Here is a 17,373-nt window from a genome sequence, read left to right as displayed (position 1 = left end):
GGGATCATCGGACTACCACCGGCGTTCGAAGCGACGGCGAAGCAGGATCGCGGCCAGGTTCATTACGATCATGAAGGCGAGAAGCACCAGGATCGCCGCGGCCGTGCGCTCGTGGAAGGCGCGCTCCGAGGCGTTTTCCCAGATGAAGACCTGGACGGGCAGGACGGTGGCCGCCCCGGTGAAGCCCTCGGGAACCCCGGGGACGAAGGAGATCATGCCGATCATCAGCAGGGGCGCGGTCTCGCCAAGGGCGTGAGCCAGCGAGAGGATCGCCCCGGTCATGACGCCTGGCATGGCCAGGGGCAGGACGTGGTGGAACACCGTCTGGGTGCGCGACGCGCCGACGCCGAGGGCAGCTTCACGGATCGAAGGGGGCACCGCCTTGAGCGCCGAGCGTGTGGCGATGATCACGGTCGGCAGGGCCATCAGGGCCAGGACCAATCCCCCCACCAGGGGCGAGGACCTGGGCACGTGCAGCCAGTTGATGAACACCGCCAGGCCCAGCAGGCCGTAGACGATGGAGGGCACCGCGGCGAGATTGTTGATGTTGACCTCGATCAGGTCGGTCCAGCGGTTCTTGGGCGCGAACTCTTCCAGATAGGTCGCCGCGAGCACCCCGATAGGCACGGCGAGGACGGCGGTGACCAGCAGCATCATGGCCGAGCCGACCACCGCGCCGAGCACGCCAGCCTGTTCCGGTTCGGTGGAGTCCGACTTGGTGAGGAAGCCCACATTGAAGCCCTTCGACACCGCGCCGGAGGCCTGCATCTTGTCGAGCCAATTGAGCTGCCGATCATCGAGCTTGCGTTCGTCCTGCGGCGTCGAGCGCTTCAGCTCCCCCTTGTAGTAGAGGGCCGCGTCGGCCTTGACCGGGCCTGTCAGAGTCACCTGTTTCCCGATCAGGGTCGGGTCTTCGCGGACCATCTTCAGCAGCTGGAAGCCGAAGTCGTTGGAGATGATGTCCATCATCTTGCCCGAAGCCTCGCCCAGTTCGTCGTCGGCCTCGCCCAGCTTGGCCAGCATCTGGTCGGCGACCAGCAGGTCGAAATTGGAGCCGCCGATATCGGATGCGTCGACCTTGGCGGGGTCGACATAGATGGTCTGGGTGACCTCATAGTCGATGAAGGTCGAGTAGCCCTGCAGGGCGATCCGACCCACCAGGAGCACCAGGAAGCCCAGGGCGAAGACGATGGCCAACTGGCCGTACAGGCGGAAGCGCCGCTCCTGGGCGTAGCGCTTCTTCAGACGCGTCTCCAGCCCCTGGCGGAAGGCGGTCTTGTCCGTAGGAATGGCGGCGTCAGTCATACTGTTCCCGGTACTTCTGGACGATGCGCAGGGCGATCACGTTCAGGATGAAGGTGACCACAAAGAGGGTGAGACCCAACCCGAAGGCCGAGAGCGTCTTGGGGCTGTCGAACTCCTGGTCGCCGGTCAGCAGGGTGACGATCTGCACCGTCACTGTGGTCACCGTATCCAGGGGATTGAGGGTGGTCTTGGCCTGCAGGCCGGCGGCCATGGTGACGATCATGGTCTCGCCGATTGCCCGCGACACCGCCAGCAACAGGGCGGCCATGATGCCTGGCAATGCGGCCGGCAGGACCACCTGCTTCACCGTCTCCGAGCGGGTAGCGCCCATGGCCAGGCTGCCGTCTCGCAGAGACTGCGGCACCGCGTTCATGATGTCGTCGGAGAGCGAGGACACGAAGGGGATCAGCATGATCCCCATCACCGCGCCGGCGACCAGGGCCATCTGGTTCTGAACCTGGCTGAGATAGATCCCGAGGCCGTCGAAGGGGCCGCCAATCAGCAGAGCCCCCAGGTTGTTGAAGCCCTCGCGGAAGATCGGCCCCACGGTCAGGGCGGCGAAGAAGCCGTAGACCACGGTGGGCACACCGGCGAGGATCTCCAGCAGCGGCTTGACCACGCCGCGGGTCAGCGGTCGGGCGTACTCAGAGAGATAGATCGCCGAGTAGAGGCCGATGGGCGCGGCCACCAGCATGGCGATCAGCATGATCAGGAAGGTGCCGGCGAATAGCGGAACCGCGCCGAACGCCCCCTTGGAGGCGTACTGGTCGCTGCGCATGGCGATCTGCGGGTCCCAGTCGGTCCCGAACAGGAAGTCCAAGGGTGAAACCGACTGGAAGAACCGCCAGCTTTCCCAGACCAGGGAGGCGACAATGCCAACCGTGGTCAGGATGGCGGTGACCGCACAGGCGATGAACAGCACCGCGATCCATCCCTCCACCCGGTTTCGGGCGCGGAAGGTGGGGCTGATGCGGGGATAGGCGATCGCCAGGCCTGCAAGGCCCACCACCACGCCGGCGGCCAGGGCGCCGTACTGGATGAGCTGCTCGAGGCGCTTGGCCTGGACGGCCTTGTCGTCGATGGCGGTCTTGAGATCACCCTCATAGGTCGTCTCACTCGCCTGGCCGCCGTGCGCCATGGCTCGCGCGTCGTCGAAGAAGACGTCCTGGCCGTGGGCGCTCAGGGCCTGAACGGCGGCGGGCGTGTCGGCGCGCAACAGGGCCGCCTCCATGCGGCCGCCAAACAGGGCGGCGGCCAGCACAATCAGAGCCGCGGGCAGGCCGGCCCAGAGGGCGACATAGCCGCCGTGGTAGCCCGGCAGGGAATGAAGAGCGCCGGCCTTGCCTGTCGCGGCCAGGCCCTGGGCCTTGCGACGGCCGAAGGCATAGGTCGCGCCGGAGAACAGGAAGAGCGCCAGCAGGGCGATCCAGGTGAGCATCGGGGCTCCCAAGCCAGAACAAGGTGCGTGAACGAGGGTCGTCCTACGCCGCGCGGAACCTGCCTGCGCAATGCTGTCGGCTTACGACATTTCTACGACGGTTTTGCAACAGCCTCCGGGCGCGGCGTTTGCGGAAGCGTCACAGATTGATGCGCCAGGGGGAAATAGGCGCTGAATGTCGCCCCCTCGCCCTCTACGCTCTCCACCGCCAGGCCACCGCGATGTCGGTTCATGATGTGTTTGACGATGGCGAGACCCAGGCCGGTCCCGGACCGCTCACCACTCTTCTGGCCCTCGACCCGGTAGAACCGCTCGGTCAGCCGGGGCAGGTGCTCGCGCTTCAGGCCCAGGCCCTCGTCGCTCACCCGCAGGGCCGCGTAGACACCCTGGCCGTGGTCGGGGGTCAGCAAGGACAACCGCGCCGCCTGAGGCCGCAGCGGGGCGGCGGCGGCCTCGGCGGTCAGGCCGCTGGCGAGCCCGATCTTCACCGAACTGCCGCGGGGCGCGTACTTCAGAGCATTGTCCACCAGGTTCTGGACCACCTGAACGATCTGGTCACGGTCGCCGGACACCAGGGCCTCGCCGCGTGTCGGTAGGCAAGGCGTAAGCATCACACCCCGCTCGCGGGCCAGCGGCCCAAGGGCGTCCACCACATCCATCACCGCCGAGGCGAGATCGGCCTCGCCCTGGGGCGCGATGTGCTCATTGAGTTCTATCCGAGACAACGACAGCAGATCGTCGATCAGCCGGGCCATCCGCTCGGCCTGGGTGGACATGATGGTCAGAAATTTCTCGCGCGCGCCCTCGTCCGTGCGGGCATGGCCGCGCAGGGTTTCGATGAAGCCGCTGAGGGAGGCCAGCGGTGTCCGCAGTTCGTGGCTGGCGTTGGCCAGGAAATCGGCGCGGGTTTGCTCGGCCCGGCGGATGTCGGTCTCGTCTCGCAGCACCAGAAGGGCCAGACGCGAACCATCGGGCGCCGTCCCCAGCGGCTTAGCGAAGGCCTTCAGGACCCGCGCCTGTGTTCCGCCCAGCTCATAGACCGCCTGGCTGTCGAAGCCGCCGAACAGGGCCTCGTCCACGGCCTCCAGCACCTGGGGATCGCGGATCGCGGTCACCAGCAGGCCTGCGTCATATTGAATCCGCAGGAGGTCGCGGGCCGCCTCGTTGACCATCACGAAACGCCGACCCGTGAGGTCATCAGGCTCATGGGCGGCGATCACCAGGACCGGATCGGGCAGCGCGTTGATGATGCTGACATAGGGAGGCGCATTCTCGTGCGGCGGTCGCGTGGGTGCGAGCGGCGCCTCTCCCGCTGTGTCAGCGGTCCGCCCCGCGCGCCAGGCGACAGCCAGCACCAGCACCGCCAAGAACCCCGCCATCCAGACCGCGCCGGGCGCCTGCGGCGCCAGAACCAGCAGGGCCAGGACGCCTAGGCCACCCGTGATCAGCGCCGGGCCCGAAAGCCAGGGCCATCCACGCGGCGTCTGCGACAAGGCGAATCTCCCAGATTGCAAAATCTAAGCAGGCCCGAGACTTATGACACTGATATGACAACGGCCAGCGTTGGCTGGCCTGCCAGGAAATCGGTGACCGCCTCAAATCAATATCTATTCTTCCCATAGGATTTATCGGGTCTTTGTGGGCGTGAGTTTGAAAAACTCCAACAGTCGAAGGGCTCAGAGCCAAATGGCTTGGAAATCGAAACTACTTGCAGGGGCGGCAGGTCTCGCCCTGGCCTGGCCGGGTCTGGCCGCGGCTGATCCGGCGACCGACGCCAAGATCGCCGCGCTGCAGGAACAGTTGGAACTGCTTCAGGCCCAGATCGCCGACCTGAAGGTCTCCACCGGCGCCAGTCTGGCAGCCCTGCGCCCAGCCGCCCCCTCGGCCACGGCCGCGGCCTCGATCGCTGGCGGCAAGCCGAGCATCGCCACCTCGGACGGCAAGTTCGCGGCCACCCTGCACGGCGTGATGCAGCTCGACGCCGCGAAATACGACCAGGACGACCGCCTGCCGGCCGCCGTCACGGCCCGCGACCTGTCGAGCGGCGCCAATTTCCGCCGCGCCCGCATCGGCGTCGACGGCAAGGTCTTCGGCAACTTCGACTACAACATCCTCTTCGATTTCGGTGGCTCCGGCGCCGAGGACTCCGGTCGCGTGCAGGAGATGTGGGTCCAGTACTCCGGCCTGAAGCCCCTGCGCTTCCGGGTCGGCGCCTTCGCCCCGCCCCTGGGCCTTGAGGACGCGGCCTCCACCAACGGCGCCCTCTTCCCCGAACGTCCGGCCGCGGCCGACATCGCCCGTGGCCTGGCCGGCGGCGACACCCGCATCGGCGGCGGCGTCATCGGCAATGGCGACCACTGGTTTGCCTCGGCCATCGCCACCGGCCCATTGGTCCAGAGCCTGAACTCCGGCGCAACGGCCTTCAACGCCCCGATATTCGACGAACAGCAAGGCTACGCCCTGCGCGTCGCCGGCGCCCCGTTCTATGGCTTGGACTGGATGGTCCATGTCGGCGCCAACGCCAGCATCGTGGCCCAGCCGACTGACCTGGGGGCCGCCGCGGCGACCCGCTACGCCCTGCAGGTGCGCGAGCGTCCCGAGCTGCGGGTTGATGGCGCGCGCCTGGTGGACACCGGCCAGATCGACGCCAAGGGAGCCCGGGCCTATGGCCTGGAGTTCGCGGCCCAGAAGCAGAACCTCTATGTCCAGGCCGAGTACTTCGACATTTCCATCGACCGCCGCAACCCGGCGCCCGGAGCCTCAGATCCCAGCTTCAACGGTTGGTACGCCCAAGGCAGCTGGGTGCTGACGGGCGAGCGCCGCAAGTACAACATCGGCACGGCGGCCTTCGACGCGCCCGGTGTGGACAAGCCCTTCGACCCGTCGAAGGGCCAGTGGGGCGCCTGGGAGCTGGCGGCGCGATATTCCACAATCGACCTGAACTACTCGGAAAACAGTCTGATCGCGGCAGACCGCGTCCGCGGTGGCGAGCAGGACATCTGGACCCTGGGCGTCAATTGGTTCCCGAACCCGGCCGTCAAGTTCATGCTCGACTACTACGACGTCAGCGTGGACCGGAAGAACACCGCCGGCGCCGCCATCGGTCAGGACTACCGCGCGCTCAATCTGCGGTCGCAGGTCGCGTTCTAAGCCGCCCTCGAACCGGGCCTCAAAGAGTGAAGACTTCAAGACGCCAACGCGCCGCGGCGTGTTGGCGTCCGGCGGCGGCACGCCCTTCACCTCTTTCTTGTGAGCACCTCGCAACCCGAGGCAGGGGACGTCCGTTTCCTGGCGTCGAAGAGGGCCCGAACCATGACCAATCTCTCCCCGACCGACCTCGTAGGTACGTTGGCCGCCCTGTGCTCCATGGCCAGTTTCGTGCCTCAGATCGCCAAGATCTGGCGCGAGAAGGACGCCACGTCGGTGTCGCTGCGCATGTACGTGGTGACGGTGACTGGCTTCATGCTGTGGATCGGCTACGGCGTTCTGATCGAGAGCTGGCCCGTCGCCGCCTCCAACACAGTTTGTCTGATCCTGTCGGGTGCGATTCTGGGTCTGAAGTGGCGGTTCCGCGAATACCACGCCTGACCGCCGCCCCGGTTGGCGCCGCCCCCGCCGCGCACTAGATTGCCCGCCAACCGCGGGCGTTCGCCCGCACATGACCAACCCCCAATCGCCGCGGACGGCGCCTCGGATCCCCGAGCCCTCACGCGTGACAGGACGCCCGATGTCGATGGAACGCTTTGCTCCCGCCGATGCCGCCCTCAAGGCGGGGAATCGGGACGAGGGCCTTCGCCTCACGGCGGAACAGTTGACCCTCGATCCGAACGCTCCGGCCCGGGTCTATCAGAACTTCACGGCCATGCTGGTCCGCCACAAGCTGTACGATCAGGCCGAGCAGTGGGCGAAACTAGCCACCGACCGGTATCCGCGCGACCTCGAACTGTGGAACATCCTGGGCGTCGCCCTGCGCCGGCTCGACCGCCATGCCGAGGGTCTCAAGGCCCTGGATCGCGCCATCAAGATCGATCCTAAGAACCTGGCGCCTCAGATCAATCGCGGCAACATCCTGAACGATCTGAAGAGCCCGGCCGCCATTGACGTCTTCACCAAGATCATCCGCCAGCAACCCACCAACGCCGAACACCAGCGCTCCCTCGGCCGGGCCTATTGGTTCGCCGGCGATCTGGAAAAGGCGGAAATGCGCTTCAACCTGGCCGTCAAGCTGAAGCCCGACTATGTCGACGCCTGGCTCGATCTGACCTCGCTGTCCGCCGAAACCAAGGGACCGGTCGAGACCCTGCCGATCCTGGAGCGCGCCGTCCGGGCCCTGCCGAACGACCAGAGGATGCGCGAATCCTTGGGCGTCATGCTTCGTCGCGCGGGGCGCAACAAGGACGCCGAGACCTACTTCGCCGACCTGCTCACAGAACTCGGCGAGCAAGCCTGGATCCACTACCAGTTCGGCCTGACCCTCGCCGACTTCGACCGGGACGAGGCCAACCGGCACTTCGAGAAGGCGCACGAACTGGCGCCTGACAATGCCGATTTCCAGCTCGCCCTCGCCGAGAGCTACTCGCGCACCCGCAGCGGCGACGAGGCGGGCAATCTCGAACGGGCCTATCAGTTGCTCAAGCCCATCATCGACAAGGTGGGCGGGGGCGCCGGTCCCGTGAAGGTGGCGAGCGACATCTTCGTCCGGGTCGCCGACTACGACGCCGCCGACGCCCTGGGGGACTTCCAGCACCTCGGCCGGCTCTGGGCCTCCAATGGCCGCCACACCGCCCTGCTCTCCCACCTGGCCCGGGTGCGCACCTCGCAGGATCGCGACGAACTGGTCCACCAGCACCGCATCTGGGCCGAGCTGGTGGAGGCCGCCGTCGCCCGGCGGCCGATCACGCACCCCGCGCCGCGCACGCCCAACGGCAAGATCCGCGTGGGCTTCATGTCCTCGGACCTGCGTTCGCACCCGGTCGCCTATTTCTCGCTGCCGCTCTTCGAGCACTACGATCGGGAGAAGTTCGAGGTCTACTGCTACTCCTACTATACGGGCCAGGAAGACCAGACCCAGAAGCGCATCACCGACATGGTGGAGGGCTTCCGCTGGAACCCCGACATCAACGACCGGGACGCGGCCCAGCTCATCGCCAACGACCAACTGGACATGCTGATCGAGCTTGGCGGCTCGACCCACATGAACAAGATCACGGTGATGGGCTACAAGCCCGCCCCGATCCAGGCGAGCTGGCTGGGTTACCCACACTCCGCCGGCCTCAAGGCCATCGACTACCTGATCGTCGACCCCTTCATGCTGCCCGAGCGCGATGGCCTGCTGATCGAGAAGCCTCTGGTCTTGCCGCATGGCTGGTTCGCCCTGTCGTCAGGGGCCTTCAACGAGCGAGTCGCGGTGCAGAACCCCGCGCCCGTGGCGCGCAACGGCTATGTGACCTTCGGCACCGCCAACAATCCCTACAAGTACAGCCGCGACATGGTGCGAACCTGGGCCAAGGTCGTTGCCCAGGTGCCCAATTCGAAGTTCATGTTCGTGCGGCCTGAGAGCGGCTCGGCGAGCTTCCGCAACAACCTGGCGGCTCTGTTCGCGTCGGAGGGCGTCAGCGCCGACCGGCTGCGCTTCGAGGCGGTGCGCGGCGCCCACCTGCCCTTCTACAACGAGATGGACATCTCCCTGGACAGCTTCCCCCAGACGGGCGGCACCACCACCTGCGAAAGCCTGTGGATGGGCGTCCCGGTGATCACCCTGGTGGGCGAAACCCTGTTCGAGCGGCTCAGCTATTCCAGCCTGATGAACGGCGGCCTGCCCGAGCTTTGCGCCCGAGACACCGAAGGCTATATCGCCGCCGCGGTGAAACTGGGCACAGACCCTGACCGGATCGTAGAACTGCGGGCCGGCCTGCGGGAACGCATGCGCGCCAGCCCCATCGGCCAGACAACCCAGTTCGCCCACGACTTCTTCGGCCTGATCGAGAAGGCCGTGACGGGTTAGGCGGGCGCGCCCAGCAGGCCACGCCGCTCCACCTCGCGGTAGTAGTCGACATAGGCGTCCCAGAAACCGGTCTCATCCCACGGCCTATCCAGCGTCGGCTCGTCATTGGCCACCACCCGGGGTTCGGGGAAGGCAGTCTGCTCCAGGCAGTCCACCGGGCAGTCCCGCCCCAGCCGGGCGGAGGCTTCGCGGGCCACCCGCTGAGCGAACTCGCCCTGGGCGCCGACATAGCCCGCCGGACGGCAGACCCGGTCGAGCTTCGGGTTCGCCAGCATCTCGTCCACCAGCGCGGCATAGGCGCGGCCCAGCAACACAACGGGGATGTTATCGCGCACATAGGCGGGCGTGCGCACAATGCCCGCCTTGCCGGCGAACCAGGCCTGGAAGAGCGACCAGACCAGCCGGCCCTCCTCCAGAGGCCCGAACGGCCCGTTGATCATGAACCGTCCGAAGGCCAGGCCCCGCCAAAGGGCCAGGTGCCGGAAGCCGTCATTGGTCAGCTTCTTCGAGAGGCCATAGGGCGAGACCGCCAGACCGCCCGCCGCGTCCTCGAAGCCGGTGCCGGTGGCGATCACGCCGCGCACCCCCGCTGTCGCCGCCGCCTCGAACACCACGCCGGCGCCGGTCAGGTTGCGGGTCACCCCGGCGGCCACGTCGTAGTCGGCGTTGCGGTAGCCCGGGATGTCGGCGGCGTGGTGCGCCAGGACATCTAACGGCCCGGCGGTCTTCAGCAGATCCAGGAAGGCGGGCGATCCGAAAGGCGTGTCGAAGGCGATCTGGGCGACGGTTTTGAGCTTGTCCGCCCGGTCCCGCCGCAGGCCGTCATAGTCGGCCTCCAACCTTTTCAAGGGCGCGATGACCTCGTGACCCGCCTCGGCCAGGGCCTGGGCGATCCAGACCCCGGTGAAGGAGGTCGCGCCGGTCAGCAGGACCCGGGCCATCTCAGGCGTGGTCCGGGTAGGTCGCGTCGCGCTCCGAGATCACCACGGGGGGCTCGGGCCACACGATGCCGAAGGCCGGGTCGTTCCAGCGCACGCCACGCCCGTGACCGGCCTCGAACATCTTGTCGATCTGGTAGAGGACGTCGGTGTCGGGCGCCAAGGTGATGAAGCCGTGGGCCATGCCCGCCCCGATCAGCAGGGCGCGGCCGTTGTCTGCCGAGAGCTCGGCGCCCGTCCACTTCAGATAGGTCGGGCTGTCGGGCCGCAGGTCCACGGCCACGTCGAAGATCGCGCCCCGGGTAACCCGCACCAACTTCACCTCGGCGCGGGGCGGCGCCTCGTAGTGCAGGCCGCGCAGGGTCCGGGCGGCGGTGTTCCGCGACAGGCTGGTCTGGGCCGGAACGAAGGGGTGGCCCGCCGCGGCGAACGCGTCGGGACAGTGGAGCCGGGCGAAGGAGCCCCGCTCGTCCGTAGACGGATCGAGGTCAACAATCGTCACGCCGTCGATGGCGGTGGCCGCAAACCGCATCAGCTGATGACCTTCGTCTCCGGCGAGGCGGTGACGAAGCGGCCGCCCCAGCCCTTGATGTGCGCCAGCTGGCCCATGATCTCGTCCTTCAGGTTCCAGGGAAGGATCAGCAGGTAGTCCGGCTTGATCTCGTCCACCTTGGCCGGCGCGTAGATCGGGATGTGGCTGCCCGGCATGCAGTGGTCCTGTTTGTGCGGATTGGCGTCGAACACCGCGACGATGTCGCCGGTCCCCACGCCCGCATAGTTCAGGAAGGTGTTGCCCTTGGCGGCCGCGCCATAGGCGGCCACCGTCTTGCCCTCGGATTTCGCCTTGGCGAGGAAGGCCAGGAAGCCGGCGCGCACCGCCTCCACCCGGGCGGTGAAGCCCTCATAGCCCGACAGCCTGTCGAGGTTCGCGGCGTGCTCACGGGCCCGCAGGTCCTTGAGTCCTTGAGTTTCCTGATGGCTCGACGCCTCATGGGCGCAGAACAGCCGCAGGGACCCGCCGTGGGTCGGCAGCAGCTCGACGTCGAAGGGCCGCAGGCCATTGGCCCGCAGCACCCGCTCCACCGCCAGCAACGACAGGTAGGAGTAGTGCTCGTGATAGATGGTGTCGAACTGCACCAGCTCAATAAGGTTGAGCAGGTGCGGGAACTCGAAGGTCAGCACGCCCTCGGGCTTCAGCACATGCTGGAAGCCTGCCACGAAGTCACCGATGTCCGGCACATGGGCGAGCACGTTGTTGCCGGCCATAAGGTCGGCGGCGATGCCACGCGCCTTCAGGTCACGGCCGGTGGCGTCGTTGAAGAACGAGACCTCAGTGGGAATGCCCCGTTCCTCGACGGCGACCTGCGCGGTGTTGGCGGTGGGCTCGATTCCCAGCACCGGCACGCCCATGGCCTTGAAATGCTGCAGTAGGTAGCCGTCGTTGGAGGCTACCTCGATCACCAGCGACTGGGGACCCAGGCTGAAGCGTTTGGCCATCGCCTCGGCATAGCGCTTGGCGTGGGCGACCCAGCTGGCGGAATAGGCGGAGAAATAGGCGTAGCCGTCGTCGAAGATGGCGTCGGCTGCGACGGGATCGTCGGCCTGGACCAGGAAGCAGGTCCCGCAGACCCGCGTGTGCAGGGGGTAGGTCTTCTCCGTCCCCGCGGCGAGTTGGGCCGGGGTGAGGTAGGAGTTGGCGAGCGGCTGCAAGCCCAGGTCCACGAAGTTCTGGGTGAGCGGCGCGCGGCAGAAGCGGCAGGTGGGAACAGTCATCAAAGGCCTTCGTAACGCGAGATCTGGTCCCGGCACAGGGTGAGCGCATCGCCGCCGTCGGCCTGCAGGCGATACCAGTCCATGGTCCACTCGACCGCGACGGGGGCGTCCAGCCGGCTTTCGAAGCCGAGGATTTTCTTGGCCTGGCTGGCGTCGATGCCGAGCGACTTGGCTTCCAGGGAATTGGGGTCGGGTTCATGCCGCCAGGGCTTGGCGCCCAGCGCCTTCACCGCCGTCGTCGCCAGCTCCCCCACCGTCACCTCAGGCCCACCTGGACGCGGCCCGAAGTTCATGGCGCGCGGCGTGGCGGGATCGGTGGCCAGGCGCTCAAGATAGACGAGGTAGCCGGCCACACAGTCCAGCACATGCTGCCAGGGGCGCGTGGCTTCGGGATGCCGCAGGACGGTGACGCCCTGGGCCTGGCCGGCCCGTACAATGTCGGCGACGATCCGGTCGCGGGAATAGTCGCCACCGCCGATGACGTTGCCGCCGCGCGCTGTGGCCACCGGCACGCCGGCCTTGTCGAAGAAGCTGCGGGCGAAGCTCTGGGTGACGATCTCGGCGGCCGCCTTGGAGGCCGAATAGGGATCCTTGCCGCCCAGGGCGTCGGTCTCAGTAAAGGCCCGGCCCGTCTCGGCGTTGGCGTAGACCTTGTCCGAGGTGATCACCAGAACCGCCTTCAGGGCGCTCTGCCGGCGCAGGGTCTGCAGCAGGTGGGCTGTGCCCAGGATATTGGAGGAGAAGGTGGCGATCGGGTCCTCGATGGAGGCCCGCACGATCGGCTGGGCGGCCATGTGCAGCACCAGGTCGAAGGCGCCGTCCGCCAGGGCCGCGTCCACCGCCGCCGGATCGCGCAGATCGGCGATGCGGGAGTCGATGAGATCGCCGACGCCGGCCTGCTCGAACAGGTCCGGCGTCTGGTCAGGGTCCAGGGACAGACCGGTGACCCGCGCGCCCATACGGGCCAGCCAGATCGCCGCCCACGAGCCCTTGAAACCGGTGTGGCCGGTCAGCAGGACGCGCTTGCCCGACCAGAAGGCGGGATCGGGCCGGCTCATTTCCAGACGTGCCACGGCGCCTTGCCCGAGGCCCACAGCGCCTCGAGCTGGTTCTTGTCGCGCAGGGTGTCCATCGCGGCCCAGAAGCCCTCATGGCGCCAGGCCATCAGTTCACCGTCGGCCGCCAGGCTCTCCAGGGGCGCGGACTCAAACGGGATCTCGTCGCCGGCGATGCGGCTCACGACTTCAGGCTGCAGCACGAAGAAGCCGCCGTTGATGAGGCCGTTGTCGCCGGGCGGCTTTTCGATGAACCGCTCCACCGCGCCGTTGACGATGTCGAGCGCGCCATAGCGGCCAGGCGGCGACACCGCCGTCACCGTCGACTGCTTGCCGTGCGACTTGTGGAAGGCGGCCAGGGCCTTGAGGTCCACGTCTGCCACACCGTCTCCATAGGTGAAGAAGAAGGACTCTCCCGGCGTCAGGTACTTGGCCACCCGCTTCAGGCGACCGCCGGTCATGGTGTCGGGCCCGGTTTCCACCAGGGTGACCTTCCAGGGTTCGTGATTGGTGGCGTGGTACTCCATCGACCCGCTGGCCAGGTCGACCGTGAAGTCGGCGTTGTGAAGCACGTAGTTGGAGAAGTACTCCTTGATCACATAGCCCTTGTAGCCAAGGCAGATGATGAACTCGTTGAACCCGTAGTGGGAGAACAGCTTCATGATGTGCCAGAGGATCGGCCGTCCGCCGATCTCGATCATCGGCTTGGGCTTGAGGTGGCTTTCCTCGGAGATGCGGGTTCCGAGCCCGCCGCACAGGATGACGGCCTTCATCGGGCGCTCGCGGGGGCATGGCCGACGGACGCGGCGGGGTCGAAGGTGGCGATCAAGGCTCTGAAACCCGTTCTGGAATGGCGTCGCCGGAGACTTTTGGGAGCCGGTCGGCGCGGTCCCTCCCCTAATATCGCGTGTCGTCGCGCGCATGAAGTCGTATCCACGCTAGGCGTAGGTCGCAGCCCGGCCCCTCGCGTCCAGGGTGAACCGAAGAGGAACCATGCCGCGCGTCGATTTCATCATCCCGGGCTTCCAGAAGGCCGGCACCACGGCTCTGTTCGACCATCTGGGCGACCTGCCGGGCGTGGCGCTTTCGACCACCAAGGAAGTGCACTTCTTCGATGATGAGAGCATCGATTGGGCCCGGCCTGACTACGGAGCCTACGAGGCGCAGTTCGCATCCATCGAAGGCGCGGTGGTCGGCGAGGCGACACCGATCTACCTCTACTGGCCAAACGTCCTGCAGCGCATCGCCGCCTACAACGCGGCCATGCGCCTGATCGTCATGCTGCGCGATCCGGTGGAACGCGCCTGGTCCCAGTGGCGGATGGAGACGTCCCGCGGCGTCGAGCGCGAGCCTTTCAGCTGGTGCATCCGCCAGGGGCGGCAGCGGCTGTTCGCCAGCGAACCCTGGGGGCATCACCGGGAATTCTCCTATGTCGAACGGGGCTTCTACGCGGAGCAGGTCGCGCGCCTGTTCGAACATTTTCCGCGCGATCAGGTCCTGTTCCTCAAGGCCGATGATCTGCGCACCGACCCCAACACCGTCCTGGCCTCCATCTGCGCCTTCCTGGGGGCGCCCGCGCCTCCGCCCACCACCCCGCGCGCCATTCATGTCGGACAGGAGATGGACGGTCTCCAGCCGGCAGACATCGCTCATCTGCAGGAAATCTATGCGCGCGACCTGGGCCGCTTGAAGGACCTCACGGGGATCGTCTTCTGACCGGCCTTAGTTCAGTCTCAGGATCCGCCGAGCATCATCGGACATGGGAGCCTTGCCGATGACCATCGCCCGCTTCGCCACCCTCTCGGTCTTGGCCCTGCTGGCCGCGTGCGGGCGCGGATCGCCGGCCGCCACCCAACCCAAGCCGCAGCCGACGCCTATCGCCGCGCCGGTGATCCCGCCCCCCGTCGACGCCCCGAAACTGGCCCTGCCGATCGCCTGCAAGATCGGTGTGACGTGCGAGATTCAGAACTACCTGGACCGCGATCCGGGCGGCGGCGTGCAGGACTACCGCTGCGGCGAGCGCACCTATGAGGCCCACGGGGGGATCGATTTCCGCATTCCCGACATGGCCGCGCAACGGGCCGGCGTCGCGGTCCTCGCCGCCGCCCCAGGCACAGTCAGCCGGTTGCGCGACGGCGTGGAGGACATCTCCGTGCGGACCGCCGGCGTGGACGTGTCCAACCGGCAGTGCGGCAACGGCGTTGTGGTCGATCACGGCGCCGGCTGGGAAACGCAATACTGTCACCTGGCCAAGGGCAGCATCATCGTGAAGGCTGGCGACGCTGTCACGACCGGCCAGCCATTGGCCAAGGTCGGGCTGTCGGGGAATACCGAGTACCCGCACCTGCACCTCACCGTGCGCCACAACGGCGTCGCCATCGACCCCTTCGCACCGACCCCCGGGGCGAGCTGCGACCCGCGGTCCGGCCCGGGCTCCAGCCTCTGGGATCGCGCGACGGGCGAGACGCTGGCCTACCAGACCGGCGCGGTGATGAACGGCGGCTTCGCGGCCGGACCGGTCGCAAACGAGGCGGTGGAGGCCGGCGGCATCGCGGCCCCGACTCCCGACAGCGCGATGCTGATCGCCTATGTGCGCGCCATCGGCCTGAAGAGCGGCGACACTCAGGAAGTCACCCTCACAGGTCCGGGCGGCGAGGTCCTGGCCCAGTCGCGCCTACCTCCGCTCGACCGGGACAAGGCCCAGTATCTCGTCTATGTCGGCAAGAAACGCCCCGCGTCGGGCTGGCCAAGGGGGGCCTACACAGCGCGCTACACTGTGATCCGCGGCGGCGCCCCGGCGGTGCAGCGGGAGTACCGCTTGACCTTCTAGCGCCCCGGTTGGCGCCAGCGCACGTTGCAGAGACCCATCGTCAAACCCGTCCTCTCGAACTGTTGATTTCGCGTGGGGCGGGATTTTCTTTCGTCTCCCGTTGAATTGGATTACAGTTTTTTGTCAGCCTAGCTCTCCAAGGCTGTGTCGCTTTGGCCGGGCGGTCAGCCCCAGGGTTTGCCGCCCGGCCTCTCGCTTCTTCCGACAGCGTTGTCTACGCCAAGCCCTCGCGGGCGGCGAACCCTGGGCTGTCAGGCCTCGGTGCGATTTGACACCTCTGGTGGCGAGACCAGCTCAACGACCCCAAACTTCACCAGCCACAGAAGGCCGCGCTCCAGGAACCCTTGGCGCGGGAAAGGGAAGAGCGCGACCAATTCGGCGACGCTGGCCTGAGGCGCATTGGCCAGATGGTCGAGCACCACCCCGGCCTCGGCCTCCGTCGGCAACGCCCAGCGACCGAGCGCGGCCAGGTGTTCGGACAGGCGGGCGCGGATCGCCTCGCGGCTCAGGCCCTTCGTCGCCCGCAGCAGGGTCGATGAGGTCAGCAACGCGGTGGGATAGGTGGCGAAGACCAGGAAAGGGTCGAGCCGGCGGGGATTGTCCACAATGGCCGCGGCGTCGGGGGCTTCCGGAGCGGCGGCCTTGCGGCGGGCCGCCAGTTCGGTCCACAGCGCCTGATAGCGCGGGATGATGGCGGACCAGTCGAAGTGGTGCTGGGCCTGCCGGGCCGCCGCCTGGCCCATGGACCGACGGAGGTCGCGATTGGTGACCAGGGCGGTGATCGCCGCGACCGCGGCGCCGTGATCGACCCCTGTCACCTGCGCGCCCGCCGCGAGGTAGGTCTCGTAGGTGATCCACTCATTGGCGAAGTGATAGGCCAGATCGCGGCCCAGTCCCGGACGTGGCGCCGTGGTGGGGATGCGGAAGCCGTCAATGCCGTGCCGAACGGTATCTCGGTATCCGTCCCAGTCGGTGACCACGGAGGGCAGGCCGGCGGCCATCGCCTCGACCGGCGTCAGACCGAAGGTCTCCTGAACGTTGTCAGAAAACGAGATGAAGAAGTCCGCCGCCGACCAGATCGAGAACCGGGTCTCCGGCGCGCGGCCATCGACGGCCCGGTAGTGGATGCTGGGGCAGAAGGCCTGGGTCTGCGTGTGGAAGCTGGCTGTCGTCTCGTCGTTGGCGGACCAGCCGGCCACGATCCAATAGATGGGCTTGCGGGTCGCCACGGCGGCGGCCTCGAGGGCGAGCGCCATGGTCGCCGGGTTCATCTTGGCGGTGGCGTGGAAGCGACCGAGGTAGAGGGCGACGACGGCGTTTTGCGGGATGTCCAGCCGGGCCCGCCATTCCGCGCCTTGGTCGGGCGAGGGGGTGAAGTCCGATACGTTGACGCCCAAGGGGATGGTGATCAGCTGGGGATCGGGAAAGCGCGTGGCGCCCAGGCGCGACCGTAGATCCTCGCGAGTCCGGTCCAGAACGACCTGGACCCCGGATCTCACGGCGTCAGAGGTGCAGATCAGCGCATCCCAGGCCTCGACGGGGGCCGTCACCATATCGGCGATGAGATCGCTGGCGCGATGGGTCGCCGTGGTGTGGGTGATGCCGCACAGGCTGTAGCGCGTGCGGCCGAGCGCACGCCGGGTCCAGGCCTCTGGTCCGAGGGTAGGCTGCGGGAGATAAAGGCAACCGGGGTTGGCGAGTTGCGCGCGCGACATCCTGTCCAGCCATCTCACGGGCCGGGGACTGGTCTCGATCCGGTTCAGAAGCGGCTGAAGTTGGTCGGGTGGTCGGCTGCTGGCGTTCAGCAGGTGCAGCTGGTCGATCTGCGCGTGGCGCAGGAAGCCTCGCAGGAAGCTCTCGCCCGCCGAGTGCCGGCCCATGAGCTGGGCGCCGGTGGTGTCGTAGCCATCGGGGTGAAAATAGATCGCCGCGTTGTTCATCGCCCTAGGCCGTAGCGGATATTCAGCGGCTCCACAAATCCGCCCAAAAGAAAGGGGCCGCCCCGAAGGGCGGCCCCAAACCTTGGTCCG

At 67.3% G+C, this 17,373-nt stretch carries 14 protein-coding genes; 5 read left to right on the top strand and 9 right to left on the bottom strand.

Going from position 1 to position 17,373, the window contains the following annotated elements; translation table 11 throughout:
• Positions 1-12: 12 nt before the first annotated feature.
• From pstA to Q7J39_RS10725, 3 genes are all read right to left on the bottom strand, one after another.
• Positions 13-1,305 (bottom strand): phosphate ABC transporter permease PstA, encoded by a 1,293-nt coding sequence (gene pstA / locus Q7J39_RS10735; protein WP_304824160.1) that lies wholly within the window; start codon positions 1,303-1,305, stop codon positions 13-15.
• Positions 1,298-2,743 carry a phosphate ABC transporter permease subunit PstC gene (gene pstC, locus Q7J39_RS10730; RefSeq protein ID WP_304824157.1) on the bottom strand — a complete coding sequence of 482 codons (1,446 nt, stop codon included), beginning with the start codon at positions 2,741-2,743 and terminating at the stop codon, positions 1,298-1,300. Before pstC ends, pstA begins: the two co-directional genes overlap by 8 nt.
• A gap of 92 nt (positions 2,744-2,835) precedes the next feature.
• Positions 2,836-4,236: a cell wall metabolism sensor histidine kinase WalK gene (locus Q7J39_RS10725; protein WP_304824153.1), complete on the bottom strand. Its 1,401-nt coding sequence runs from the start codon at positions 4,234-4,236 to the stop codon at positions 2,836-2,838.
• A gap of 193 nt (positions 4,237-4,429) precedes the next feature.
• Between Q7J39_RS10725 and Q7J39_RS10720 the strand changes: the two genes are divergently transcribed.
• From Q7J39_RS10720 to Q7J39_RS10710, 3 genes are all read left to right on the top strand, one after another.
• A complete protein-coding gene (locus Q7J39_RS10720) occupies positions 4,430-5,893 on the top strand; it encodes an OprO/OprP family phosphate-selective porin (RefSeq protein ID WP_304824150.1) in 1,464 nt (487 codons plus the stop codon).
• A gap of 162 nt (positions 5,894-6,055) precedes the next feature.
• Entirely contained in the window at positions 6,056-6,331 is a 276-nt protein-coding gene (locus Q7J39_RS10715; protein WP_304824146.1) for a SemiSWEET family sugar transporter, read from the top strand.
• A gap of 145 nt (positions 6,332-6,476) precedes the next feature.
• A complete protein-coding gene (locus tag Q7J39_RS10710; RefSeq protein WP_304824143.1) occupies positions 6,477-8,747 on the top strand; it encodes a tetratricopeptide repeat protein in 2,271 nt (756 codons plus the stop codon).
• Here Q7J39_RS10710 and Q7J39_RS10705 read toward each other — a convergent pair.
• The 5 genes from Q7J39_RS10705 to rfbF are packed head-to-tail and all read right to left on the bottom strand — an operon-like array spanning position 8,744 to position 13,286.
• On the bottom strand, positions 8,744-9,688 hold the full coding sequence (locus Q7J39_RS10705; RefSeq protein ID WP_304824140.1) for an NAD(P)-dependent oxidoreductase: 945 nt from the start codon (positions 9,686-9,688) through the stop codon (positions 8,744-8,746). The genes Q7J39_RS10710 and Q7J39_RS10705 overlap by 4 nt on opposite strands.
• A gap of 1 nt (position 9,689) precedes the next feature.
• Positions 9,690-10,217: a dTDP-4-dehydrorhamnose 3,5-epimerase family protein gene (locus Q7J39_RS10700; RefSeq protein WP_304824137.1), complete on the bottom strand. Its 528-nt coding sequence runs from the start codon at positions 10,215-10,217 to the stop codon at positions 9,690-9,692.
• Entirely contained in the window at positions 10,217-11,458 is a 1,242-nt protein-coding gene (locus Q7J39_RS10695; protein WP_304824134.1) for a class I SAM-dependent methyltransferase, read from the bottom strand. Before Q7J39_RS10695 ends, Q7J39_RS10700 begins: the two co-directional genes overlap by 1 nt.
• Entirely contained in the window at positions 11,458-12,531 is a 1,074-nt protein-coding gene (rfbG, locus tag Q7J39_RS10690) for a CDP-glucose 4,6-dehydratase (protein WP_304824131.1), read from the bottom strand. Before rfbG ends, Q7J39_RS10695 begins: the two co-directional genes overlap by 1 nt.
• Complete coding sequence (rfbF, locus tag Q7J39_RS10685; protein ID WP_304824128.1) at positions 12,513-13,286, bottom strand: glucose-1-phosphate cytidylyltransferase; 774 nt, start codon at positions 13,284-13,286, stop codon at positions 12,513-12,515. Before rfbF ends, rfbG begins: the two co-directional genes overlap by 19 nt.
• 220 nt (positions 13,287-13,506) lie before the next feature.
• On the opposite strand from rfbF, the gene Q7J39_RS10680 reads away from it, so the two are divergent.
• Together Q7J39_RS10680 and Q7J39_RS10675 are read left to right on the top strand one after the other, a co-directional pair.
• Positions 13,507-14,229, top strand: coding sequence for a sulfotransferase domain-containing protein (locus Q7J39_RS10680; protein ID WP_304824125.1), 723 nt, complete (start codon positions 13,507-13,509; stop codon positions 14,227-14,229).
• Between the two features lie 58 nt (positions 14,230-14,287).
• Complete coding sequence (locus Q7J39_RS10675) at positions 14,288-15,343, top strand: M23 family metallopeptidase (protein WP_304824122.1); 1,056 nt, start codon at positions 14,288-14,290, stop codon at positions 15,341-15,343.
• A gap of 251 nt (positions 15,344-15,594) precedes the next feature.
• On the opposite strand, the gene Q7J39_RS10670 is transcribed toward Q7J39_RS10675, so the two are convergent.
• Positions 15,595-17,283 (bottom strand): glycosyltransferase family 4 protein, encoded by a 1,689-nt coding sequence (locus Q7J39_RS10670; protein ID WP_304824118.1) that lies wholly within the window; start codon positions 17,281-17,283, stop codon positions 15,595-15,597.
• Positions 17,284-17,373 lie beyond the last annotated feature (90 nt).

It is taken from the genome of Phenylobacterium sp. (assembly GCF_030651185.1).
Taxonomy (GTDB): Bacteria; Pseudomonadota; Alphaproteobacteria; order Caulobacterales; family Caulobacteraceae; genus Phenylobacterium.
This window is presented reverse-complemented; position numbering and strand designations above follow the sequence as displayed.